The sequence below is a fragment of the Nonomuraea thailandensis genome (assembly GCF_024172165.1).
Lineage (GTDB): Bacteria > Actinomycetota > Actinomycetes > Streptosporangiales > Streptosporangiaceae > Nonomuraea > Nonomuraea thailandensis.
Genome location: NZ_JAMZEB010000002.1, coordinates 1,389,100 through 1,413,332 on the forward strand (window position 1 = coordinate 1,389,100; position 24,233 = coordinate 1,413,332).

At 72.5% G+C, this 24,233-nt stretch carries 19 protein-coding genes; 6 read left to right on the forward strand and 13 right to left on the reverse strand.

The window, feature by feature from the left end:
- Positions 1-11 precede the first annotated feature (11 nt).
- The gene (locus HD597_RS10510; protein ID WP_253741818.1) at positions 12-3,002 is read right to left on the reverse strand and encodes an alpha-mannosidase; all 2,991 of its coding nucleotides are present in this window, start codon (positions 3,000-3,002) and stop codon (positions 12-14) included.
- 110 nt (positions 3,003-3,112) lie between these two features.
- On the opposite strand from HD597_RS10510, the gene HD597_RS10515 reads away from it, so the two are divergent.
- The gene (locus HD597_RS10515; RefSeq protein WP_253741819.1) at positions 3,113-3,718 is read left to right on the forward strand and encodes a VOC family protein; all 606 of its coding nucleotides are present in this window, start codon (positions 3,113-3,115) and stop codon (positions 3,716-3,718) included.
- Between the two features lie 45 nt (positions 3,719-3,763).
- Here HD597_RS10515 and HD597_RS10520 read toward each other — a convergent pair whose 3' ends face one another.
- Positions 3,764-4,570: an alpha/beta fold hydrolase gene (locus HD597_RS10520; RefSeq protein ID WP_253741820.1), complete on the reverse strand. Its 807-nt coding sequence runs from the start codon at positions 4,568-4,570 to the stop codon at positions 3,764-3,766.
- Positions 4,571-4,726: 156 nt separating this feature from the next.
- Between HD597_RS10520 and HD597_RS10525 the strand changes: the two genes are divergently transcribed.
- The gene (locus HD597_RS10525; protein ID WP_253741821.1) at positions 4,727-8,425 is read left to right on the forward strand and encodes a S8 family peptidase; all 3,699 of its coding nucleotides are present in this window, start codon (positions 4,727-4,729) and stop codon (positions 8,423-8,425) included.
- On the opposite strand, the gene HD597_RS10530 is transcribed toward HD597_RS10525, so the two are convergent.
- The gene (locus HD597_RS10530; protein WP_253741822.1) at positions 8,410-8,958 is read right to left on the reverse strand and encodes a TetR/AcrR family transcriptional regulator; all 549 of its coding nucleotides are present in this window, start codon (positions 8,956-8,958) and stop codon (positions 8,410-8,412) included. The two genes, HD597_RS10525 and HD597_RS10530, sit on opposite strands and share 16 nt — an antisense overlap.
- A gap of 71 nt (positions 8,959-9,029) precedes the next feature.
- Here HD597_RS10530 and HD597_RS10535 point away from each other — a divergent pair, with 71 nt between their 5' ends.
- Complete coding sequence (locus HD597_RS10535; protein ID WP_253741823.1) at positions 9,030-9,839, forward strand: SDR family NAD(P)-dependent oxidoreductase; 810 nt, start codon at positions 9,030-9,032, stop codon at positions 9,837-9,839.
- On the opposite strand, the gene HD597_RS10540 is transcribed toward HD597_RS10535, so the two are convergent.
- From HD597_RS10540 to HD597_RS10580, 9 genes are all read right to left on the reverse strand, one after another.
- Positions 9,817-10,509, reverse strand: coding sequence for a sensor domain-containing protein (locus HD597_RS10540; protein ID WP_253741824.1), 693 nt, complete (start codon positions 10,507-10,509; stop codon positions 9,817-9,819). The two genes, HD597_RS10535 and HD597_RS10540, sit on opposite strands and share 23 nt — an antisense overlap.
- A gap of 145 nt (positions 10,510-10,654) precedes the next feature.
- Complete coding sequence (locus HD597_RS10545) at positions 10,655-11,386, reverse strand: carbon-nitrogen hydrolase family protein (protein ID WP_253741825.1); 732 nt, start codon at positions 11,384-11,386, stop codon at positions 10,655-10,657.
- A 4-nt stretch (positions 11,387-11,390) separates the two neighbouring features.
- Complete coding sequence (locus HD597_RS10550) at positions 11,391-12,983, reverse strand: ABC transporter ATP-binding protein (protein ID WP_253741826.1); 1,593 nt, start codon at positions 12,981-12,983, stop codon at positions 11,391-11,393.
- Positions 12,980-14,005 carry a serine hydrolase domain-containing protein gene (locus tag HD597_RS10555; protein WP_253741827.1) on the reverse strand — a complete coding sequence of 342 codons (1,026 nt, stop codon included), beginning with the start codon at positions 14,003-14,005 and terminating at the stop codon, positions 12,980-12,982. Before HD597_RS10555 ends, HD597_RS10550 begins: the two co-directional genes overlap by 4 nt.
- The gene (locus HD597_RS10560) at positions 14,002-15,225 is read right to left on the reverse strand and encodes an anhydro-N-acetylmuramic acid kinase (RefSeq protein WP_253741828.1); all 1,224 of its coding nucleotides are present in this window, start codon (positions 15,223-15,225) and stop codon (positions 14,002-14,004) included. The genes HD597_RS10555 and HD597_RS10560 overlap by 4 nt, the downstream gene beginning before the upstream one ends.
- On the reverse strand, positions 15,222-16,121 hold the full coding sequence (gene murQ, locus HD597_RS10565) for an N-acetylmuramic acid 6-phosphate etherase (protein WP_253741829.1): 900 nt from the start codon (positions 16,119-16,121) through the stop codon (positions 15,222-15,224). Before murQ ends, HD597_RS10560 begins: the two co-directional genes overlap by 4 nt.
- Entirely contained in the window at positions 16,118-16,936 is an 819-nt protein-coding gene (locus HD597_RS10570) for an ABC transporter permease (RefSeq protein WP_253741830.1), read from the reverse strand. Before HD597_RS10570 ends, murQ begins: the two co-directional genes overlap by 4 nt.
- On the reverse strand, positions 16,933-17,898 hold the full coding sequence (locus tag HD597_RS10575) for an ABC transporter permease (protein WP_253741831.1): 966 nt from the start codon (positions 17,896-17,898) through the stop codon (positions 16,933-16,935). The genes HD597_RS10570 and HD597_RS10575 overlap by 4 nt, the downstream gene beginning before the upstream one ends.
- Complete coding sequence (locus HD597_RS10580; RefSeq protein ID WP_253741832.1) at positions 17,895-19,442, reverse strand: ABC transporter substrate-binding protein; 1,548 nt, start codon at positions 19,440-19,442, stop codon at positions 17,895-17,897. The genes HD597_RS10575 and HD597_RS10580 overlap by 4 nt, the downstream gene beginning before the upstream one ends.
- An 80-nt stretch (positions 19,443-19,522) precedes the next feature.
- On the opposite strand from HD597_RS10580, the gene HD597_RS10585 reads away from it, so the two are divergent.
- Complete coding sequence (locus HD597_RS10585) at positions 19,523-20,404, forward strand: MurR/RpiR family transcriptional regulator (protein WP_253741833.1); 882 nt, start codon at positions 19,523-19,525, stop codon at positions 20,402-20,404.
- A gap of 38 nt (positions 20,405-20,442) precedes the next feature.
- Here the strand turns inward: HD597_RS10585 and HD597_RS10590 are convergent, their stop codons facing one another.
- Positions 20,443-21,297 carry a hypothetical protein gene (locus tag HD597_RS10590; protein ID WP_253741834.1) on the reverse strand — a complete coding sequence of 285 codons (855 nt, stop codon included), beginning with the start codon at positions 21,295-21,297 and terminating at the stop codon, positions 20,443-20,445.
- Positions 21,298-21,481: 184 nt separating this feature from the next.
- Between HD597_RS10590 and HD597_RS10595 the strand changes: the two genes are divergently transcribed.
- Together HD597_RS10595 and HD597_RS10600 are read left to right on the forward strand one after the other, a co-directional pair.
- Positions 21,482-22,375: a sulfotransferase family protein gene (locus HD597_RS10595; RefSeq protein ID WP_253741835.1), complete on the forward strand. Its 894-nt coding sequence runs from the start codon at positions 21,482-21,484 to the stop codon at positions 22,373-22,375.
- A 91-nt stretch (positions 22,376-22,466) separates the two neighbouring features.
- Positions 22,467-24,107 (forward strand): arylsulfatase, encoded by a 1,641-nt coding sequence (locus HD597_RS10600; protein ID WP_253741836.1) that lies wholly within the window; start codon positions 22,467-22,469, stop codon positions 24,105-24,107.
- Positions 24,108-24,233 lie beyond the last annotated feature (126 nt).

Below are 24,233 nucleotides of genomic sequence, written 5' to 3' on the forward strand. Positions count from 1 at the left end.
TACGCGAGCGATCAGGCGCGCTTGAGCCGGAGCGTGACCAGCTCGAACGGCCGCAGCGTCACGGGGATCCCGTCCACCGGGCGCTGCGGCTCGCCCGTGGGCCGCTCCAGCAGGTCCGTCGCGACCACCTCGGCGACGGGGAAACCGGGCCGCAGGGTCGCCTTCGCCCGGCCGCCCCTGGACTCGTGGAAGCGGACGATCACGTCGCCGCTCTCGTCGTCGGCCAGCTTGACCGCCGTCACCACGACGGCGTCGTCGTCCACCGTGACCAGCGGCTGCACCGGCGCGGCGCCCGGCAGGCGGCGTTCGGGCAGGTTGATGAAGTACCCCTCGCGCACCGCGTCGCCGATGGCCGCGCCCGGCACCAGCGCGTGACGGAAGCGGTGCGTCCCCTGGTCGGTCTCCGGGTCGGGGAAGCGCGGGGCGCGCAGCAACGAGGCGCGCAGCGTCGTGGTCGTGCCGTGCCCGTCCACCTCGCGGGTCACGTCGTGGCCGTAGGTGGAGTCGTTGACCACGGCCACGCCCCAGCCCGGCTCCTCCACGTGCACGAAGCGGTGGTTGCAGGCCTCGAACTTGGCCGCCTCCCAGCTCGTGTTCGTGTGGGTGGCGCGGAAGGAGTGGCCGTACTGGCTCTCGGAGGCGTACCGGTCGGCGCGCACGTCCAGCGGGAAGGCCAGCTTGAGGAACTTCTCCGTCTCGTGCCAGTCGACCTCGGTGTCGATCTCCAGCCGCCCGGAGGTGAGGGTGAGCCGCTGGGTGACCGCCGACGCTCCGAACGAGCGCTCGACCAGCACGGCGTCCCCGTCCAGCCGGACGTCGGCGGCTTCGGTGAGGTCGGTGACCGTGCGCCGGTAGAACTCGTCCACGTCCCAGGCGTCCCACTTGTTGGGGAAGTCCTGGTGGAGCTGGAGCAGGTTCGCCGCGCGGCCCGGCGCGACCGTCTCCCTGCCGGCCCGCAGGTCGAAGGCCGACACGACCAGCCCGCGCCCGTCGACCTCGACCCTGAGCAGCTCGTCCTCCAGCACGAAGCCGCCTCCCGCCCTGGGGCGCGCCCGCGTTGCCGGCGCGGGGCCGGCGGGTGCGGCGCCGCCGGCGGGGACGCCGTGGCGGGCGTGCGGGGCGCCGTTGAAGATCAGCTCCTGCTGTCCCTCGCCCGCCAGCGCCCGCTGGGCGCCGTCGATGATCTCGTTCAGCTCCCGCGCCACCACCTCGTACGTCCTGCGCGCCTCCCGGTGCACCCACGCGATCGACGACCCCGGCAGGATGTCGTGGAACTGGTGCAGCAGCACCGTCTTCCAGATCCGGTCGAGCCGCTCGTACGGGTAGGGCGCGTCCGCCCGCACCGCCGCCGTGGCGGCCCACAGCTCGGCCTCCCGCAGCAGCGACTCGCTGCGCCGGTTGCCCTGCTTGGTCTTGGCCTGGCTGGTCAGCGTGGCGCGGTGCAGCTCCAGGTAGAGCTCGCCGACCCACACGGGCGGCTGCGGATACTCGGCCTCGGCCTTGGCGAAGAACTCGGCCGGCGTCTCCCACGCGACCATGGCGGAGCCTTCCAGGTCGCGTACACGGGCCGCCTTGGCCACCATCTCCCGCGTCGTGCCGCCGCCCCCGTCGCCCCAGCCCGTCGGGGCCAGCGAGTGCCGGGCCACGCCCTTGTCCTTGAAGTTGCGGGCCGCGTGCGCCAGCTCCCTGCCCTGCATCGAGCAGTTGTAGGTGTCGACCGGCGGGAAGTGCGTGAAGATCCGGGTCCCGTCGATGCCCTCCCACAGGAACGTGTGGTGCGGGAACGTGTTCGTCTGGCTCCACGAGATCTTCTGCGTGAGCAGCCGCCTGGACCCGGCCGCCTTGATGATCTGCGGCAGCCCCGCCGCGAACCCGAACGTGTCCGGCAGCCACACCTCCTCGTTGTCCACGCCGAACTCGTCGATGAAGAACCGCTTGCCGTGCACGAACTGCCGGGCCATGGCCTCCGAGCCGGGCATGTTCGTGTCGGACTCCACCCACATGCCGCCCGCCGGGACGAACCTGCCCGCCGCCACCGCCTTGGTCACCTTCGCCCACACCTCGGGCCGGTGCTCCTTCACCCACGCCCACTGCTGCGCCTGCGACATCGCGAACACGAAGTCCGGCTCGTCCTCCAGCAGCGCGGTCATGTTGGAGGTCGTGCGGGCCACCTTGCGCACGGTCTCGCGCAGCGGCCACAACCACGCCGAGTCGATGTGCGCGTGCCCGACCGCGCTGATCCGGTGCGCCGACGGCACGGCCGGCGAGGCCAGCACCCCTGCCAGCTCCGCCCTGGCCGCCGCCGCGGTGCCGCCGACGTCCTGAAGGTCGACCGCGTCCAGCGCCCGCTCCACGGCCCGCAGCAGCTCCCAGCGGCGGGGACCGTCGACCGGCAGCTCCAGCATGAGCTCGCCGATCACCTCCAGGTCCATGACCAGCTCCCACACCGTCTTGTCGAAGACGGCCAGGTCCATGCGGGTCAGCAGGTACAGCGGGTCGCCGCCGGCGGTCTCCTTGTCGCCCATCGCCGTAGGCCGGAAGGCGTCGTGGCCCAGGATGATCGGGTTGGAAGCGGCCTCGACGTGCAGCAGCACCTCCTCGCCGCCCTCGGCGGGCGAGGCGACGCGGACCCACTGGTTGCGCGGGTTGAGCCCCTTCACCGGCGTGCCGTCGGGCCGGTAGACCAGGCCCTCGCACTGGAAGCCCGGCCTGTCCGCGTCGAAGCCGAGATCCAGGATCGCCTCCACGATCCGGCCGCTCCACTCCATGGGGACGGCGCCGGAGACGGTGAACCAGCTCGTCCCCCACGGCTTGCCCCACGCCTGACCCACCGCGATCGGCTCACCCCCGGCCGCCAGGCCCTGCGCCACCGGCACGGGCTCATCGGGCGCGTGCCAGACGGCCACCTCCAGGGGGACGGACTCGGGGTAGATCGCCGGGCGGATCCGCTCGTTCAGAACGCGCTTCAACCGGGCTTCGACCAGGTCACGGTCGTCATGCATCAGGCAGGGCTCCTCGTCGGTCAGGAAGTGGCAAACAGCACGTTAGGCATCCTGTTGCCGCCAGGGCAATGTCCCTTAACGGGGATAGTTGAAAGGCGTACGTTTGACGCATGGCTGCGACCCCGGAAACGGTGCACTGGCGCGGCGTGCACCACCTCGCCCTGGTGACGGCGGACATGGACGCCACCGTGCGCTTCTGGCACGGCGTGCTCGACGCCCGGCTCGTCACCACCCTCGCCGTCCCCGCGTTCAAGCACTACTTCTTCGAGGTGGGCACGGGCAACACCGTCGCCTTCTTCGAATACGCCGACCAGGAGCTCGACAGCTTCGCCAAGCCGGCCGGGGTGCCGTACGCGAAGGCGGCGCAGTTCGACCACCTGGCCCTCCACCTGCCCGACGAGGACGCGCTGCTGCGGCTGCGCGACCGGCTCAAGGCGCACGGCTGCGAGGTGACCGACGTCATCGACCACGGCTTCCTGCGCTCGATCTACTTCAGCGACCCGAACGGCATCGCGCTGGAGGCCTCCTGGTGGACCGTCGACCCGACGGGCCGCCCGGTGGACTACTCCGACGAGCGCCTGTTCGCCGACCCCGACCCGGTGCCCGCCGTACGCGAGCTGCGCGAGCACGGGCGGCTGCGGCACACGGTCGCCACCCGCCTGGTGGACGGGATCGTCGAGGACCTGCGCAGGGAGGGCATCACCCTGGACTCGTGACCGGGACGGGCCGGCTCGCGTGCCGGGCGGCCCCGCCCGGCACGATCACGCCAGGCACGCGTGCAGCGCCTCGGCGAAGGCGGCGGGGTCGCGCAGGTAGCCGACGTGGTCGCCGGGCAGCTCCACCGCCTGCCTGCCGAGGTGCTCCGCCACGGCCAGCGTGGCACGGTGGAAGAGCGTGCCCTGGTCGCCGGCCCCGTACGCCAGGACGAGCGGGGCGCCGCGCAGCGCCGCCGCGTCGGGGACGTAGCCGCTGAAGGCGCGCAGCTCGTGGCGCAGGTTCGGCTCGGCGTTGGCCGCCATCCTGGTCAGCATGTCGCGCACCCATTCCGGCAGGCCGGGGTCCGGCGGGGCGGGGGGCATCAGGCCGGTCTCCTCGCCCATCCGGCGCATCGCCGCGCCGGCGCCTTCGCGTTCGAAGAGGGCGAGCGTCTCCTCCGTCAGGCGGCGCCAGCGTCCGGCGTCGGGCAGCAGCTCGAAGGCGGGCGGCTCGTGCGCCACCAGCCGCCGCACCCGTGCGGGGTGGCGGGCCAGCAGGTCGAGGGCGATCAGCGCGCCCGCGTGGGTGGCGAAGACGGAGGCGGGCTCGGAGCCGGCGGCTTGCAGGAGGCGTAGCGCGTCGCCGGCGTGCAGCGCGACGGGGTGCTCACCGGACGGCTCCGTCAGGGGGCTGCGGGAGTAGCCGCGGCGGTCGTAGGTGATGACCGTGTGGCGGCCGGACAGGATCTCGGCCAGCGGGGCGGCCATCGCGGGGTCCGTGCTGCCGCCGAGCATCACCAGGAGCACCGGGCCCGAGCCGCGGACCTCGTAGTGGAGCCTGGCGCCGGGAACGTCGAGCATGCCTGTGTCCATGGTCCGGCTCACTGTAAACGGGGCGTGTTCGTTAGCCAACTCGCGAGTGGCGGCTTTACGACAAGTCGGGATGTGGCCATGCCCATCTCATAGACAGCACCAGTTCAGGATGGCTAGGAATTCGGTATTCGTGCTTACCGATACTGGAGGTCGTCCATGCGTGGCTTACGGCGGGGGATGGTGGTGGCCGTCGCGGCCCTCATGGCGGCCGCCCCGCTCCCGGCTCCCGGCGCGTACGCCGCCACCGCTCCGGCGGCGGCGTTCACACCGGAGGCGGGCAGCGGCGAGATCACCCTGATCACCGGTGACCGGGTGCAGGTGCGGGCCGTGGACGGCGGGCACAGCACGGTGACGGTCACCCCCGCGCCCAGGGCCGACGGGTCCGTGCCGGTGTTCCAGGTGCTGGAGACCGGCCGTGGCGTGACGGTCATCCCCGACGACGTCGCCTCCCTGGTGCCCGAGCGGCTCGACACCGAGCTGTTCAACGTGACGGCCCTGGCCGAGCAGGGCTACGGCGCCGCCATCCCGCTGATCCTCACCTACGCCTCGCCGAACGCGACCAGGGCCGCGCTGCCGGCCGTCGAGCAGGTGCGCGCGCTGGAGAGCATCGGCGGCGCGGGCGTGCGGCTCCAGGCCAAGGACGCGGCGGCGTTCGGAGCGGAGCTGGCCAGGCTGGCCGCCCCGGGACAGGGCGCGCGGGCCGCCTCGCCGCTGGCCGGCGTGGCGAAGGTCTGGCTGGACCGCGAGGTGCGGGCGGTGCTGGAGGACAGCGTGCCGCAGATCGGCGCGCCCGAGGCGTGGGCCGCCGGGTACGACGGCGCCGGCACCACCGTGGCCGTGCTCGACACAGGGGTGGACGCCACCCACCCCGACCTGGCCGGCAAGGTCGCCGACCAGCGGGACTTCACCGGCGAGAACACCACCGCCGACCCGCACGGCCACGGCACCCACGTGGCGGGCACGGCCTCCGGCGTGGCGCCCGGCGTGCGGCTGCTCAACGGCCGGGTGCTGGGCGCCGACGGCTACGGGCAGCTCTCCTGGATCATCGACGGCATGGAGTGGGCGGCCGGCGAGAAGCGCGCCGAGGTCGTCAACCTGAGCCTGGGCAGCCCCGAGGCGGGCGGGCCGCTCACCGACGCCGTCGCCCGGCTCACCCAGCAGTACGGCACGCTGTTCGTGGTGGCCGCGGGCAACGACGGCTGCGACTCGTGCGTGGGCGCCCCCGGTGACGCCCCGGCGGCGCTGACCGTCGGCGCGGTGGACGGCCAGGACCGGCTCGCCCCCTTCTCCAGCAGGGGCCCGATCGTGGCCGACCAGGCGGTCAAGCCCGACGTCACCGCTCCGGGCGTGGACGTCACCGCCGCGAAGCCGGGCGGCGGACGGGTCGCGATGTCCGGCACCTCCATGGCCACCCCGCACGTCGCGGGCGCCGCGGCGCTGCTGCGCCAGGCCCGCCCCGGCATCACGGGGAACGAGCTGAAGTCCCTGCTCATGGCCACCGCCAAGGCGGGCGGCGACATCCCGGTGGACGCGCAGGGCGCGGGCAGGATCGACGTGGCCGCCGCGATCAAGGGCTCGGTCGTCGCCTCGGCGGGCTCGCTCAACTTCGGCCGGCTCACCACCGGCGAGGAGAAGACGCTCACCATCACCTACCGCAACCTCGGCCGGAGCGCCGCCGAGCTGCCGCTGGCGGCCGGCGACGCGTTCACGGTCGAGCCCGCCACGCTCACCGTCCCCGCGGGCGGCACCGCCGAGGCGAAGGTCACGATCAAGGCGGGCGAGGCGGGGACGCTGCGCCAGGAGCTGACGGCGGCGGGCACCCGCACGCTGCTGACCGCGAGCGTGGACGTCAAGCGGGTCGAGCTGCGCGTCCGCGGCATCGCCAGGGACGGCCGCCCCGGCCGCGGCGGCTTCACCGTGCTGAACCTGGACGAGGGCACCCTCGTCGGCCGCGTGCTCCCCGGCGACCCGGCTCAGCCCTGCACCGACGCCAAGTACGGCTCCGGCACCTGCCTGCTCGTCAAGCCCGGCACGTACTCGGTGCTCGGCCACATCTTCACCATGCCCGCCACCCAGGACAGCACCGCCGGCGGCAAGCCGCTCAACGAAAGCCTGCTCGGCGACCCGGAGATGGAGATCACCGCGGACACCGAGGTCGTGCTGGACGCCCGCAAGGCCGTCGAGGTCAAGGTCGAGACCCCCGACCACGAGACCAAGCGGAACACCGGCTCCGCCGCCGCCCTCATGTGGTACCGCGCCGGCGAGCAGGGGACCGCGCTGCGCGGCGGCACCACGATCTCGCCCGGCGGGCAGGTCGAGGAGCGCCTGTTCGTCCAGCCGACCAGGAAGGTCACCAAGGGCACGTTCGTGGTCGCCACCCGCTGGCGGCTCAGGGCCCCGGAGATCGCCTTCTCCACGCCCGGCCTGAAGCTGGCGCCCGAGTACGTGGACCCGGTCCAGTTCAGCGACTTCTCCACCGAGTACCCGCGCCTCGACGGCACCCGCCTGCTCCTGGCCGTGGACGCCGGCCGGGGCGGCGCCGACGAGATCAAGGGCCGCGACCTGCGCGGCAAGCTCGCCGTCATCCGGCGCACCGACGGCGTGCCCGTCTCCACGCAGTCGAACGCCGCCGCCGCGGCCGGGGCCGCCATGGTGGCCGTCTACAGCGACCGGCCCGGCTCCGACGTCACCACCGGCGGCAACGGGGTCAAGCTGGCCGTCCCGACCGTCCGGCTGACCCACGAGGAGGGGCTGAAGCTCGTCGAGCGGCTGCGCCGCCTGCCGGCGCCGATCGTGGCCAAGGGCATCGTGGCCAGCCCGTACGTGTACGACCTGTACCTGCGCGAGCAGGGCAGGGTCCGCGACTCGCTCACGTACGTCGTGCGCGCCAGGTCCCAGGCCAGGATCGAGACCGGCTACCACGGCCAGCTCGCCGGCGACATGACGGTCAACGAGGCCCGCTACGTGTTCGAGCCCTGGGACACCATGTCGATCTCGACGAACCACCCCATGGCCAAGGCGCCGCGCACCCGCGTCGACTACGTCACCCCCGACCCCGGCCTGCGGTGGAGCACGTCCGCGGGCACGCCGGAGCGGTCCTACAACAACATGTGGCCGCACCCGGACACGGCACGGGTGGCGGTGTCGGCGCCGGAGATGCGCCCGTACGAGGCGGGGGAGCGGGTCGGCCGCACCGTGTTCAGGCAGCCGCTGCTGCCCGGCGTCAACCCGCGCAACCCGGTGCGCAGGGAGGGCGACAACCTGCGGCTGTCGATGCAGGGCTTCGTGGACGCCGGGGGCAACTACGGCGAGGCGTACACCAGCGACTTCGAGCGCGGCCTGAAGACCGACTTCCGGCTCTACCAGGGCGACACGCTGCTCTGGCAGACGAACTACCTGCCTTCCGGCTCGGGCACGCTGGTGCCGGAGAAGGCGTCGTACCGGATCGAGTACGACGTGGCGAACGAGTCGGAGTGGGCGAAGCTGTCCACCCGCACGCGCGGCGTGTGGACGTTCGCCTCCCAGCATGAGACCGCGGTGATCCCGCTGCTGGTGGCCGCCTTCGACGCGCCTGTGGACCTGACGAACCGGGCCGGGTCGCGCCGGCTCGGCCTGACCCTGCGCCACCAGGAGGGGGCGCGGCAGAGCGCGATCGAGCGGGTCGCGCTGGAGGTGTCGTACGACGACGGCGCGAGCTGGAAGCCGGCCCGGCTGCGGGCGGCCAAGGGCGACCGGGCCTACGAGACGACGCTCGACCGGTCGCGCCCCGGCTTCGTCTCGCTGCGGCTGAACGTCTCCGACGTGAACGGCGACACGCTCTCGCAGGAGGTGATCCGCGCCTACGCCCTGCGCTGAACGCCGTGCATGAGGGTGTCGATCACCTTCGCGGCGATCGTGTCAGGATCCTGGCCCGCTGGGGGAGTGCCGTGCGCGGCCTCCCCCAGCAGCGCGAGGTAGACCTGCCTGGCCCAGACGAGGTCGGCGCCGGGCCCGAGCAGCTTGCCGAAGACCTCCTCGCACACCGACATCACCTCCGCCTGCACGGCCTGCGCCTCGGCGCTGAGCGGCACCTGCCGGGCCAGCGTGAAGCGCCAGGCGGGCTTGATCTGCAGGATGCCGGCGGTGGCCTGGTGCAGCGCGACCAGCGGGGGAGCGGTCTGCGGGCGGGCGGCGTGCACCGCCTGGAGTATCTCCCGCCACGCGGTCACCTCCATGGCCTCGATCAGCGCCTCCCTGCTGGCGAACCTGCGGTGGACGGTGGCCCTGGCCACGCCCGCCGCCTCGGCGACCTGCTCCATCGTGGCCACCGGGCTGGCGCTCAGCACCTCTTCCGCCGCCGCCATGATCGCGCGCATGCTGCGCTCGGCGTCGGCCCGCAGTTTCACCATGGAAGGAACACTACAGCTTTGAAGTGAGACGAAGTGTTGCAGATTTAGAGATATCTGCTACTTTCTAGCTCATGACTACCAAGGGAACCGCTCTCGTGACCGGCGCGTCCTCCGGCCTCGGCGCCCAGTTCGCCCGCAGCCTCGCCGCCCGCGGGCACGACCTCGCGCTGGTCGCCAGGTCCGCGCCGGCCCTCGAAACGCTGGCCGACGAGCTGCGCCGCCACCACGACGTACGCGCGGAGGTCATCGTCCAGGACCTGTCGGCGCCCGACGCCGCCACCCGGGTCGCCGAGGAGAGCGCCGCCCGCGGCCTCACCGTCGAGCTGCTCGTCAACAACGCCGGCTTCGGCACGGCGGGCAACTTCGACCGGATCGCCGCCGAGCGCGAGCACGACGAGCTCATGGTCAACGTCGTGTCGCTGGTGGGGCTGACGCACGCGTTCCTGCCGGCGATGCTCCGCCGCGGCTCCGGCGGCGTGATCAACGTGGGGTCCACGGCCGGGTTCAACGTGGCGCCGTACTTCGCGACGTACGCCGCGTCCAAGACGTTCGTGCTCAACTTCAGCCTGGCCCTGTGGAGCGAGCTGCGCGGCAGCGGCGTCAAGGTGCTCGCCGTCACGCCCGGCCCGGTCGAGACGGCCTTCTTCGACCGGATCGGCACCAGGAAGGCCGCCATCGGCGCCACGCCCGCCACCCCCGAGTCCGTCGTCACGGCCGCCCTGCGGGCCTACGACCGCGACCGCGGCTACGTGGTGCCCGGCCGCGGCAACTTCGCGATGGCCCACCTGATGCCGCGCCGGCCCCGCAAGCTGGTGGCTCTCATGGGCCGGCGCGTCACCCGCCAGGTGGCGGACGAGCTCACGCCCAGCGCGGCTCACTGACCCGCTCGTAGGCGTCGGCGTCGGCGTCGGCGTAGGGGGAGGGGGAGGGAGAGGCGGAAGGGGCGCGGGTGAGCATGGCCTGGGCCAGGCTCGCCTTGACCAGAGCCGCGCCGCGCACCACCGGGACGAGCGTCAGCGCGAACAGCACGCCGATCGCGGTGTTGAAGACGACGAACATCGTGTCGCCGCCGCCCAGGCCGAGCAGCTCGGGCAGGCTCCGGTCCACGCCGGGGATGGCGGCGATGATCCAGCCGTAGAGGGGGAAGGTCAGGCCGGCCAGCGCCCCGGCCCACCAGACGGCGGAGACGACGGCGGCGGCCAGCGAGATCGGGAAGGCGATGATGCCGTACAGCAGGTCGAGCACGGCCTGGCCGCCGGCCAGCGGGTTCATCGTGCGGCGGAACCAGCCCGCCCACGCCGGCGCGGGCCGGTAGGCCGGTCGGGCCACGGGGCGGCCGAGCACGCCGGGCAGCGCGACACGCTCGAAGTCGGCCAGGTTCCTGGCCGCGGCGGCGGTGGCCGCCAGGATCGGCAGGCCGACGAACACGACCGCGGTGCCCAGCCCGGCCGAGATCCCGACCACGACGACGGCGAAGTGCAGGACGGCCATCGGCAGGCCGAGCAGGGTGTAACGGGTGTCGGTGGCGAGGCGGTGCCGGAGGGTTCTCATGGGGACGACGCTACGGGCGCGGCCCCGGCCCGCTCGATCCTGCGCGCGGTCCAAGCGACGGTAGGGACAGCCCTACCCCGGGGAAGCCCTACCCCGGGGAGCGGCCCTGCCCCGGGGAGCGGCCCCGCCACGCAAGGCAGCCCGCCTACCGGAAGCCGCGCTCGTCGCGGTCGCGGCGGAAGGCGTCCAGGCGGTCGAAGTCCAGCTCGTGCCGCGAGACGGGGGCGCCGGGCGGGCCGGTGAAGAAGCCCGCGTGCGTCTGCGGGCACGGGTTGGCCAGGCCGGTGACCCCGGCGCAGGGGTGGCCGTGGTAGGTGGTCTCGTGATGCCAGTCGCTGACCGCCACGTACGTCATGAACTCGTACGCCCGCGCCACGCTCATGTGCTGCCACAGCTCCCGGGCCGGGGCGGGGCCGTCCCAGCGGGTGACGGAGAAGGCGGGCACGAGGACGGCGTCGAGCCCGTCGTGCCCGGCCAGGCTGCCGGAGTACCACAGGTCGGCGCAGAGGAGCACGTGCAGGCGGCGGCCGTCCAGCTCGAAGCCCGCGCTCGGCCTGCCGGGGCGCACGCCGGAGCGCAGCTCCAGCCCGTACGGATGCACCTTGTCGTACTCCAGCAGCAGCGTGCCCCGCCCGTCGAACACCGCGCCCCGGTTGACGGGCCCGTCGTAGTGCGAGCCCCCGACGACCGTCATGCCCGAGCCCTCGGCCAGCGCCCGGACCCTGGCCAGGTAGTCGGCGCGGGGCAGGCTGGAGCCCGCCAGCTCGGGCAGCAGCATCACGTCCCCCGAGGAGGAGCCGAGCAGCTCCTCGACGGCGTCGAAGTTGGCGTGACCGTCGGGGGACCAGTGCGGGGGTTGAACCAGGAGGATCTTCACGTCTCTACTGTGACCGGCCGGGGATGGCGGCGAGCAACTCCCGGGTGTAGTCGTCGGAGGGACTGTCGAAGATCTCCTGCGCGGTGCCGCTCTCCACGATCCGGCCGTTGCGCATGACGTGCACCGCGTGCGAGATCATCCGTACGACGGCCAGGTCGTGGCTGATGAACAGGTAGCTGAGCCCCAGCTCCCGCTGCAGCTCGGCGAGCAGCTCCAGGATCTGCGCCTGCACCAGCACGTCCAGCGCGGAGACGGCCTCGTCGAGCACGACCAGCTCCGGCGACAGGGCCAGCGCGCGGGCGATGGCCACCCGCTGGCGCTGGCCGCCGGACAGCTCGTGCGGCAGCCGCCCGGCCAGCGACGCGGGCAGCGACACCTTCTCCAGCAGCTCGGCCGCCGTTTTCCTGCGCTCGGCCGCGGTGCCGACGCGGTGCACGCGCAGCGGCTCGGTGATGGACTTCTCCACCGTGTAGCGCGGGTCGAGCGAGGCGTACGGGTTCTGGAAGACCGGCTGGACCCGGCGGCGGAAGGCGAACAGGTCCTTCCTGCCCAGCGCGCTCAGGTCCGTGCCGTCGAAGCGGATGCCGCCCGCGGTCGGCGTGTCCAGGCCGAGCAGCAGGTTCGCGGTCGTCGACTTGCCCGAGCCCGACTCGCCCACGATCGAGACGGTACGGCCCCGCGGGATGGCGAACGACACCCCGTCGACCGCCGTGAACTCCTCCCCGCCGCCCCTCATCGGGAACACCTTGCGCAGCCCGTCCACCACGACCAGGTCCGGCTCGCCGGAGGGCGGCGCGCTGACGCGTACCGACGACAGGCTCGGCACGGCCTGGAGCAGCCGCCTGGTGTACTCGTGCGCCGGGTCGGACAGGATCCCGGCCGCGGGCCCGGTCTCGACGATCTCGCCCTGGTACATGACGGCCACCACGTCGGCCCGCTCGGCCGCCAGCGCCAGGTCGTGCGTGATGAGGAAGACGGCCGTGCCCATCTCGGCGGTGAGCTGCCCGAGCTGGTCGAGGATGCGCCGCTGCACGGTCACGTCCAGGGCGGAGGTCGGCTCGTCGGCGATGAGCAGCCTGGGCCGGCAGGCGAGCCCCATGGCGATCAGCGCCCGCTGCCGCATGCCGCCGGAGAACTCGTGCGGGTACTGCCCGGCGCGCCGCTGCGGGTCGGGGATGCCCACCATGTCAAGCAGCTCGACGACGCGGGCCCGCGCCGCCCTGCCCGCGGCCACGCCGTGCACCTCCAGCGCCTCGGCGATCTGGTCGCCGATGCGCATGAGCGGGTTGAGGTTCGACATCGGGTCCTGGGGCACCAGGCCGATGCCGGCGCCGCGGATCGCGGTCATCTCGCGCCGGCTCGCCGTGGCCAGGTCGCGGCCCTCGAACAGCACCTGGCCGCCGGTGATGCGGCCGTTGTCGGGCAGCAGCCGGTTGACCGCGGCGGCGGTGGTCGACTTGCCGGAGCCCGACTCGCCCACCACCGCGACCGTCTGGCCCGGCTGGATGTCCATCGAGACGTTCCTGACGACGGTGACGTCCCGCTTGCGGTTGCGGAAGGCGACCGACAGGTCGCGGATCTCCAGGAGCGGGCTCATGCGGTCCCCGATCGGTGTGCGATGTCCTGCAGCAGGGCGGTCCAGAGGTCGTCGGTGGGCGTCGGCGCGCCCTCGGCGAGCAGGCGGTTGCTCGCCATCGCCAGCGCGATGTCGCGGCCGGGCACGAAGCCGACCGCGCAGCCCACGTAGCCGGGGTGGCCGAGGACGGTGACGGTCTCGCCGGGCAGCTCCAGCGCGTACCTGCGAAAGCCCAGCGCCTGCTCCTGGTCGGGGCCCGGGGCGAGGAACTCGCGGACGACCTCCGGCCGCCACAGGTGGTCGTACTCCTCGTACCTGGACAGGGCCAGGCCGTACTTCAGCAGGTCGGGCACCGTCGAGAACAGGCCCGCGTGCCCCGCGACGCCGTCGAAGGCGTGGTAGGCGTTGCCGTCGGCGACCTCCCCGAGCACCGGCTCGGCGCGCCAGCGGGCGAAGTCGCCGCTGCGGTAGGGCACCGGGTACGGGCGGCCGGTGTCGAGCATGGTCATCTCGACGCGGTCGTCCAGGGCGCTCATGGCCACCTCGGAGCCCGCCGGGCGGGCGTACGTGGTGGAGGTCAGGCCCAGCGGCCGGGTGACCAGCTCGGCCAGCGCCCGGTCCAGGCGCAGCCCCGTCACCTGCGCGACGATCCTGCCCAGCAGGATGAAGCCGAGGTCGGAGTAGTGGCGGGCGCGGCCGGGGCGGTAGCGGGGCGGGGGCAGCTGCGGCTGGATGTACAGCGGCCACCACTCCCACAGGCCGCCGCGGTGCAGCAGCAGGTCCCGCACGGTGATCGCCTCGTACGACCTCGGCAGGTACGCGCTCAGCGGCGCGTCCAGGTCCACCAGCCGGTCGGACACCAGGCGGATCAGCATCGTGGTCGTGGCCACGACCTTGGTCACCGAAGCCAGGTCGTGGTAGGTGTCCATGGTCATCGGCGCCGCCCCGCCGCCCTCGCCGGACACGGTCCGGTGGCCGGCGCACTCGTCGAGGTCGAACCAGGGCGTGCGGGCCGCCATGATCAGGCCGGGCGGCGCGTTCATGCCAGCCTCAGGGACCGGGGCGGGGAGGCGACCGGCGCGGGCAGGACGATCGGCCCGGCGCCCGGGGTCAGCGTGCCCAGGATGCGCGCGCTCGCGGCCCCCGTCCCGCCGGGCACCGTGCCGGGCAGGCCGTGCGCGGTGAGCCAGCCGATCAGCGCGAACGCGATCGCCTCCTTGTCGTCGGCGGGCGCGCCGAACTCGTCGGACGGCGACACGCTCACGCCGGGCAGCGCCGCCCGCAGCCCGTCCATGACGACGGGGTTGCGGCATCCGCCGCCCGACACGACCAGCGCGCCGACCGCGGCGGCCCGCACGTCGTGCGCGACCGTGCGCACGGTCAGCTCGGTCAGCGTCGCCACGAGATCGGCCTCGCCGATCACGCCGCCCGCCGTCGTGCCGCCCGCCGTCGTGCCGCCCGCCACCGCGTCCGGGCCTGCGAGGCGGATGCCCGCCCGAACCAGGGCCGCGTCCACGTAATCCAGGTGGAACAGCTCCTTGCCCGTGCTCTTGGGCGCGGCCAGTCGGTAGTACGGCTCGTCCAGCAGCACCTCCAGCAGCCCCGCGTGCACCCGCCCGGAGGCGGCGATCCGCCCGTCCTCGTCGAACCCGCGCGGATGCAGCCCGCGGCTCGTCACCACGGCGTCGATCAGCGCGTTGGCGGGCCCGATGTCGTAGGCGTAGAGGGTGTCGCCGCGCACCACGGTCACGTTGGCGATGCCGCCCAGGTTGAGCGCCCCCGCCCCGCCCTCGTACGCGCCGAGCAGCAGCCCGTCCAGCACCGACACCAGCGGCGCCCCGTGCCCGCCGGCCGTGATGTCCCTGATCCGCACGTCGGACAGCACGGGCGCGCCGGTCCGCTCGGCGATCCAGGCGGGCTGCCCGATCTGCAGGGTGCCGAGCGCGTGCGCGCCCTCCACCCAGTGGTAGACGGTCTGCCCGTGCGAGACGACCAGGTCGACGGGCCCGCCCGCCTCGATCGCCGCGACGGCGGCGCCGGCGAAGCTCTGCCCGATGAGCGTGTCGAGCTCGCACACCTCCGCCAGCGTCGTCGGCGCGGGCGGCATCGCCGCGATCAGCCGCGCCCGCAGCTCCGCCGGGTACGGCGTGCTCGCCGTGTGCAGGACCCGGCCTTCGAGCACGCTCCCGACCAGCTCGAAGTCCACCACGGCGACGTCGATCCCGTCGTGCGAGGTGCCGGAGATCATCCCGAGAACCTTCATGACAACTCCCCCAGAGCCGCGCGCAGCCGCCCGCCGGCCGCGGCCAGCCGGGCCGCCGCGTCCTGCGGCGACAGCTCGAAGCGGGCGGCCACGACCGCCTGCTTGACGTTGAACCCGTTCGCGGCCAGGGCCGCCAGCGCCTCCTCGCGCCCGCTCCCGGTGATCGTCCGCACCATGCGCACGGCCCGCTCGCGCAGCTTGCCGTTGCTGGCCTTCACATCGACCATGAGGTTGCCGTACGTCTTGCCCAGCCGCACCATCACGATCGTCGAGAACATGTTGAGCACGAGCTTCTGCGCCGTGCCCGCCTTGAGCCGGGTGGAGCCGCTGATCACCTCGGGCCCGACCAGCACCTCGATCGCGTGCTCTGCCGCCGCGCTGAGCGGCGTGCCCGTGTTGCACGACAGCCCCACGGTCAGCGCCCCCAGCGCGCGCGCCCGCCGCACGGCGGCCAGCACGTACGGGGTGCGCCCGCTGGAGGCGACGCCCACCACGGTGTCCAGCGGCCCGATCCCGGCGGCGTCCACCTCGGCGGCTCCCGCCTCCTCGTCGTCCTCGGCCCCCTCGCAGGGGGAGACGATCGCGCTCCGGCCGCCCGCGATGATCGCGAAGACCTGCTCGGGCGGCGTGGAGAAGGTCGGCGGGCACTCGGAGGCGTCCAGCACGCCCAGCCGGCCGGGCGTGCCCGCGCCCACGTAGACGAGCCGGCCGCCGGCCTCCATGCGCGCGGCCGTGGCCTCGATCGCCGCCGTGATGCTGGGCAGCGCCGCGGCGACCGCGGTGGGCACCGTGGCGTCGGCCGCGTTCATGGTGGCGGCCAGGTCGCCCACGCTCATCGTGTCGATGTGGGCGAAGCGCGGATCGGCCGACTCCGTGGTCAGTTCTGAGAGGTTCACCGGTTACCTCGGTTCCGGGGGTCGAGAGTGTCACGCAGGCCGTCGCCGAGCAGGTTCAGCCCCACCACGAGCAGCACGACGACCACGCCGGGCGCGATCAGCGTCCACGGCGCGATGAACACCAGGCTGCGCGCCTCGAAGATCATCGAGCCGAGCGACGGCGCAGGCGGCGGGGTGCCGAGGCCCAGAAAGCTCAGCGACGCCTCGGTCAGCACCGCCCACGACAGCGACAGCGCCACCTGGACGACGATGATGGAGGTGATGTTCGGCAGCACGTGGCGCAGCATGATCTGCCAGCGGCTCTGGCCGGTGGAGACGGCGGCCTTGACGTACTCGATCTCCCTGAGCGAGAGCACCGGGCCGCGCGTGACGCGGATGAAGATCGGCACGTACACGATGGCGATGGCCACCGCGATCGTGAACCAGTTGCGGTCCAGCACCGAGGCCAGCGACAGCGCCAGCAGCAGCGGCGGGAACGCGAACAGCACGTTCGTCACGCCGCCGATCGCGCCGTCGGCCAGGCCGCGGTAGAAGCCGGACACCAGCCCGCCGAGCGTGCCGACCACGGTCGCGAACGCCACCGCGACCACCGCGATCAGCGCCGAGTTGCCCACTCCGGACGCCACGCGGGAGAACACGTCCCGCCCGAACTGGTCGGTGCCGAACAGGTGCTCGCCCGACGGCGCCTGGAACCGGGACGGCGGATGTTGCGCGATCGGGTCGTACGGCAGCAGCCCCAGGTACGACAGCACCGCCACGACCGCCAGCAGCACCAGGATCGCGATGCCCGTCACCGCCGCGGGACTGCGCCTCATGACGCCCTCACCCGCGGGTCGATCACCCGGTAGAGCAGGTCGGTCAGCAGGTTGACCAGGACGAACGCCAGCGCGATCACCAGCACAGTGCTCTGCACCACCGCGTACTCCTTCTGCTGGATGCCCAGCAGCACCTGCCGCCCGATGCCCGGCACGGAGAAGATCTGCTCGACCACGACCGCCCCGCCCAGCAGGTAGCCGAACTGCAGCCCGGTCATGGTCACGATCGGCACGAGCGCGTTGCCCAGCACGTGCCGCACCTGGAGCCGCCGCTCCGGCACGCCCTTGGCGCGGGCGGTGCGCACGAAGTCGTTCGAGCGCACCTCCAGCACCGCCGTGCGGGTGGTGCGCAGGATCGGCGCCGCGATGCCGAAGCCCAGCACCAGCGCGGGCAGCAGCATCTGCTGCAGGTTGAGCAGCGGGTCCTCGAAGAGGGTGGCGAAGCCCTGCCCGTTGGGGTTGAACCCGAACGACGCCGCGAAGATCGACAGCAGCGTCGTGGCCAGCAGGAACGCCGGGATCGACAGCCCCGCCAGGCTCACGACCTGGCCGGCGGCGTCCCTGGCGGAGTTCGTCCGGGAGGCGGCCAGCATGCCGAGCGGAACCCCGATCAGCAGCGCCAGCACGATCGACAGCACGGCGAGCTCGAACGTCACCGGCAGCGCGTTCAGGGTCAGCCCCAGCACGCTCTGCTGGGAGCGGGCCGAGTAGCCGAAGTTGCCGGTGAACATGTTGCCCAGCCACGAGAAGAACTGCGTGACCAGCGGCTGGTCCAGCCCGTAGTACTGCTCCAGGGCCTGCCGCTGGGCCGGGGTGAGCGCGGCGGCCTCCGTGCCCAGCCCGGCCGTGATCTGGTCGCCGGGCAGGGCGCGCAGCATGACGAAGACGACCACGGCCACCCCGAACAGGATGCCGATCGTCTCCGCCACGCGCCGCAGCGGCCGGTTGCGCAGCAGCCTCATCCGACCGAGGTGGTCCGCAGGTACTGCAGCGAACCGCTGGCCATCGGCACGAAGCCGGTCACGTTCGCCGTCGTCGCGGTGTAGGTGTAACCCGAGAACAGCCAGATCCAGGCGGCGTTGGCCTCCAGGTGCTCGCCGACCTTGTCGTAGATCGCCTTGCGCCCGGCCTGGTCGGTCGTGGCCTTGCCCTGCGCGAACAGCTCGTCCAGCTCGGGGGAGCTGTAGCCGGCGACCTTGTTCAGGTTGCCCTCGCTGGTGAAGTAGCGGCCGTAGGAGCCGTCGGGGTCGGGCCGCCCGCCGTTGAGCGCGACGGCCGCCTCGAAGTCGGCCGCCACCCAGCGGTCCACGAACGCGCCCGACTCCAGCACCTCCAGCTCCAGGTTGATCTTCGCCTCGGCGAGCTGGGCCTTGAGGTTCTGGGCCTCGTTGACGGAGGTGGCGTACTCGCCCTGGGACACGATCGCCTTGACCGTCACGCCACCGGTCTTGCCGGCCTTGCCGAGATACTCGGCGGCCTTGGCCAGGTCGCGGTTCGGGCAGGGGCGCTTGTTCGGGTCGGACTTGAACGCCGGGGCGGTGATCGGCCCGGTCACCTCGCCCTCGCCGAGCGCGGCGGTGTCGAGCACCTGCTTGCGGTCGATCGCGCACTGCATCGCCAGGCGCACGTTGACGTCCTTGAGCTCGCCGCGCTGCGCGTTGAGCTGGAGCACGTGGTAGTTGAGCTGCGGTGTCTTGGCCACGGTGATCGTGCCGCCGCCCTCGGCGGTCTGCGCGACCAGCGGGTCGTTGAAGACCGCGAGCTGCACGTTGCCCGACTGCATGGCCGAGACGATGGACGACTCGTCGGGGATCACCCGGAACTCGACCGTGCCGGCCTTGGCCTTCTCCGCGCCCCAGTACTTGTCGTTCCTGGTGAGCGTGATCGACTGGCTGGCCACGCGCTTGCCCAGCGTGAACGGTCCCGTGCCGTTGGGCGTGGCGTTCAGCTTCTCCTCGGTGTCGTCGGAGGAGAGCATGGCCATGTTGACCGTGGCGAGGTTGGCGGGCAGGGCGGCGTCGGGGCCGGTCAGCTCCAGCACCACCGTGCTCGCGTCGGGGGCCTCGACGGACTTCACCGACGCCAGCGACGCCCGGGCGACGGCCGCCGTCTTCTCGTCCATGATCTTGTCGAGGGAGGACTTGACGTCCTTGGAGTCGAACGCGCTGCCGTCGGCGAACGTGACGCCCTGCCGCAGCTTGAGCGTCAGCTTCTTGCCGTCCTGCGAGGGCTCCCAGGACTCGGCGAGGCCGGGGACCACGTTCAGGTCCTTGTCGAACTCGGTGAGCGTGCCGTACAGGTTCTGCAGCACGTTGACGGCCGTGAACTGGGTGGCCTTCCAGGGGAAGAGCGTGTCGGGGTCGGAGGTCACCCCGACCACGAGCGTGCCGCCGCCCTGACCGGCCGGGGCGCTGCTGGTGGCCGGCCCGGAGGAGGACGAACAGGCGGTGAGGGCGAGGGACAACGCGGCGGCGAGGCCGGCCGCGGAGAAGGCGCCACGGGGCATGTGGTCTCCTTCGGGCAGTAGGTCATAAAATTACGCAGACCCTACCACCGGGGTATTTTCTTTCCAGCGACGGGGTGACGATGACCGAGGACGCCGAGACGCTGCTGATCCGCATCCGCGCGGCCATGCCCGCCCTGCGGCCGTCGGAGCGGCGCATCGCCGAGCTGTTCGTGGGCGACCCGGGCGCCGCCGCCAACCTGTCCATCGCCGAGCTGGCCGCCCGCTGCGAGACCTCGACGACCTCCGTGGTGCGCTTCTACCAGCGCATGGGCTACGCCCACTACAAACACTTCCGCATCGACCTGACCAGGGCCGTGGCCAGGGAGGAGCTGGCCGCCGCCAGCCTGCCCGAGGTGTCGGGCGACATCGACAGGAACGACAGCCTGGAGGGCATCGTCTCCAAGGTCGCCATGAACGAGACGCTCTCCATCGCCGACACGGCCCGCATGCTGGACATGGAGGCGCTGGGCGAGGCGGTGGCACGGCTGCTGGCCGCCCGCCGGATCGACACCTTCGGGGTGGGGGCGAGCGCGCTGGTCGGGCTCGACCTGCAGCAGAAGCTGTCACGCATCGGCCGCACCGCGATCAACTGGCACGACTCCCACTCGGCCTGGACCTCGGCGGCCACGCTCGGCCCCGGCTGCGTGGCGGTGGCCGTCTCGCACAGCGGAGCCACCGTGGACACCGTCGAGTTCCTCGCCATCGCACGCAAGACCGGGGCCGCCACCGTGGCGATCACGAACTTCCGCGAGTCGCCGCTGGCCCGCGCGGCCGACGTGACGCTCACGACGGCCGCGCGGGAGACCAGCTTCCGCTCCGGCGCGCTCGGCAGCCGCATCGCCCAGCTCATGGTGGTGGACTGCCTGTTCACCGGGGTCGCGCAGGCCTCCTACGACGCGTCGATGGAGGCGCTGCGCAACACGTACGCGGTGGTGCACGACCGGCGGGTCAAGCGCGCCTAGCCGTGCTCGACCAGCCGTGCTCGACCAGCCCTGCTCGACTAACTGGGGCCCTGGACCGTCTCGCAGTCCACGCCCACCCGGTCGCGCGCCCCGGCGTCGATCAGGGCCACGTCGGTGCCCTCGCCGCAGAACGACAACTGGTCGCCGGTGTCGTCGCGCAGGTCGATCACGTCGTTGCCGCGGCCCGCGGTCAGCAGGTCACGGCCGTTGCCGCCGGTGAGCCGGTTGTTCAGGTCGTCGCCGGTGAGCGTGTCGCCGAAGGAGCCGCCGACGACGTTCTCGGTCTGGACGTTGTCCTCGTCCGCGGGGCGGGCACCGTCGGCCTCGCGCCCGTCGTTGTGACGGAAGTCCAGGCTGACCCGCACGCCGTTGGTCCCGGTGGGGCCGGTGGCCGGCACGCCCTGGTAGTCGGCGGTGTCCTCGCCGAGACCGCCGAAGTACATGATCCGGCTGGTCGCCGCGCCCACGGTGCCCTTGGACTGGCTGGGGCGGAAGACGTCGTTGCCGCCGTCGCCCTCGACGTAGCCCTGCAGCGGGACGAGCGTGGTGAACCTGTCGGCGCCCTCGCCCAGCCGGGCCAGGATGCGCGTGATGCCGACGGAGCACCGCACGGTGGTGAGGTCGCCAGGGGCCGAGACGCAGCCGGCGCCGGGGGTGATGTTCACCGAGTCGCTGATCCGCAGCGCGTTGGTGCCCGACTCCAGCGTGATCAGGACCTTGTTGGCGTCGGCCGAGCCGACGTAGTCGAGCTGCAGCAGGCCGCCGCTGACCACCCGCACCGAGGCGGACGAGGTGCCGGCCGCAGAACCGGCCACCGCGGTGGCGGCGTGGCCGGTGGCGGGCAGCGCGGCGAGCGCGCCGATGGCCAGGCCGCCGAGTAACGAAAGGTGCATGGCTCGACGCTTGAGCGTGTACATGACTCCTCCTCATGGAGTGCTTGAAGCTTTGACTGCTCCATGGTGGGCCGGAACAATGTTCTGCTCTGCGTCTTTGTGCACGGATGTTCTGTCTTCCTCGCAACATCTTCACAGGCCGGATTCACCTGCGGTTCACTGGGCGGCTCTACCTTGTAGCCCCATGAACTGGAGGTACCGGGCCAACGCCACTCTTGAGGGCCTGACGGGATACACGCTGTCGCGCAAGCTGCGGAAGGAGCCGCCCAAACCGCCGCCACCGCCCAAGGTTCCGCTGGAGTTGCAGCGGCTGCCGGAGGACAGGGTGCGCCCGCCCGTCGATCCCTCGCACGACCGGCTGCTGCGTGAGCCGGCCTTCCTGCTGTCGTCCGTGCGGTCCGGCTCCACGCTGCTGCGCGTCATGCTCAACAGCCATTCCCGGATCCACTCGCCGATCGAGACGCACTTCAGGCGGGTGACGGTGGGCCTGGGCACCGACCCCGTACGCCAGGCCATGGAGCTGCTCGGCCACACCCACAGCGACATCGAGCACCTGGTGTGGGACCGGCTGCTGCACCGCGAGCTGACCCGCAGCGGCAAGACGGTCATGTGCGAGAAGACGCCCAGCAACGTCTTCGTCTGGCGGCGCATCGCCACCTGCTGGCCGGACGCGCGCTTCATCTTCCTGCTGCGCCACCCGATGTCGATCGTGCAGTCCTGGCACGAGGCCGACCCGGTCAAGCGGCCCATGAGCGAGGCCGTGCCGCGCACGCTCAACTACATGAAGTACCTGGAGGAGGCCCGTACCCAGCTGGAGGGCCTGACCGTGCGCTACGAGGAGCTGACCGCCGACCCCGAGGGCCAGCTCCGCCGCATCTGCCTGTTCCTGGGCGTGGAGTTCGAGCCCGTCATGCTGGAGTACGGCAAGAAGGACCACGGCGGCTTCGTCAAGGGCATCGGCGACTGGCGTGACAAGATCCGTACCGGCACCGTCGTGGCCGGCAGGCCGCTGCCGACGCCCGAGGAGATCCCCGCTGAGCTGCACGACATCTGCCGGACGTGGGAGTATCTCGCCTGATGGGTATCGCGTCGCATCGGTTGCGACTCTGTGACAGAGTTCGCCTCCGATTTGCCCGCCATTCGCCCAAGGCTCCGATATGTTGCCCTTCGTGATCAACGGGCCTTCGCGCCGAGCCTTACTCGCCGGTACCTTCGCCGGCCTCGCCCTGCCCGCGGTGACTGCCGCGGGCGCCGAGGCCACCGCACGTCGTGGCAGCCTGCCCAGGCGGCCGAACATCCTGCTCATCCTGGCCGACGACCTCGGCTGGGGAGAGATAGGCAGCAACGGGCAGCGCCTGATCCACACTCCGAACCTGGACCGGCTGGCGGCCGAGGGCGTGCAGTTCAAGGCCGCGTACGCGGGGGCGCCGCTCTGCGCGCCGTCACGCTGCTCGCTGCTCACCGGCCTGCACGCCGGCCACAGCACCGTGCGGGAGAACCCGGAGGGCGGGCCGCAGCACTCGCTCACCGACGCGGACCTCACCTTCGCCGAGGTGCTGCAGCTGTCCGGCTACCGCACCGCCTGCATCGGCAAGTGGGGCTTCGGCCCCGAGCAGCCCGACCAGGCCTCGCATCCGAACATGCGCGGCTTCGACGAGTTCTTCGGCTACATCGGCCACAAGCACGCGCACCAGTACTTCCCCAAGTACCTGTGGCACAACGGGCAGAAGGTGCAGCTCGACGGCAGCAAGTACGCGCCGCACCTGTTCAGGCAGCGGGCCGTCGACTTCATCGGCGCCGGCGGCGACCAGCCGTTCCTGCTCTACTTCGCCAGCACGCTGCCGCACTCGCCGAGCGTCGTTCCCGGCGACGCCGGCGAGTACGAGGACAAGCCGTGGAGCGGTCCGAACCGCCGCCACGCGGCCCAGGTGGCCAGGCTCGACACCGACGTCGCCGCGCTGATCCGGGCCCTGCGCGACGCGGGCCTGGCCAAGGACACCCTCGTGCTGTTCACCAGCGACAACGGGCCGCACAGGGAGAAGGGCGTCACGCCCTGGCTCTTCGACTCCAACGGCCCCTACCGGGCCGACAAGCGCGACGTGTACGAGGGCGGCATCCGCGTGCCGCTGATCGCCTGGTCGCCGGGGCTGAGCCCGCGGGTGGAGCGGCAGCCCGTGGCGTCCTGGGACATCCTGCCGACGCTGGCCGACCTGGCGGACACGCCCGTCCCCGCCAACCTCGACGGCCTGTCCTTCCGCGGCCTGCTCACCGGCGAGGGCGCGCCCAGGCACACCCACCTCGTCTGGAACCGGCCGCGCAAGGCCCAGGCCATCCGCCGGGGCCGGTGGAAGCTGGTCAGGTTCGACCCGAACATCGCCGCCGCCGGGCCCGAGGGCCGCGTCGAGCTGTACGACCTGACCAAGGACCCGGGGGAGAGGCGCGACGTCGCCGCCGCCAGGCCCCAGATCACCCAGGAGCTGATGGAGCTGCTCGACGGCTCGATCGGGGAGGACCCGCGCCTGCCGTACGGGCTGCGCACCGAGCTCACCGGCGGGCAGGTCGTGGTCACCCTGCACAACGGCTCCGCCGTGCCCTGGACCCAGGTCGAGCTGGGCCTCGACGGCAGACGCAGGGCGCGGGCGCACACGGTCGCCCGCGTGGACCCCGGGATGGCCATCTCGGTCGGCTTCCCCGCGCCGTCCGCCGGGCGGATCACGGCACGGGCCGGCTTCCGGTCGGGCGGCCGATCGCACGTCTTCCGCCGGGTCCACCGGGGCGTGGAGACGCCGATCACGCTGACCGGCCAGTGAGCGCCTGACCTCACCCCGCCCGGCGGCTCGCGCGGCCGGGAGGGGCGCCTGCTCTCCCGCCCCCTCTTCCCCGCAGGGAACCGTCACCACGACGGCACCTCACTCTAGTGACAAAGAGTGATGACA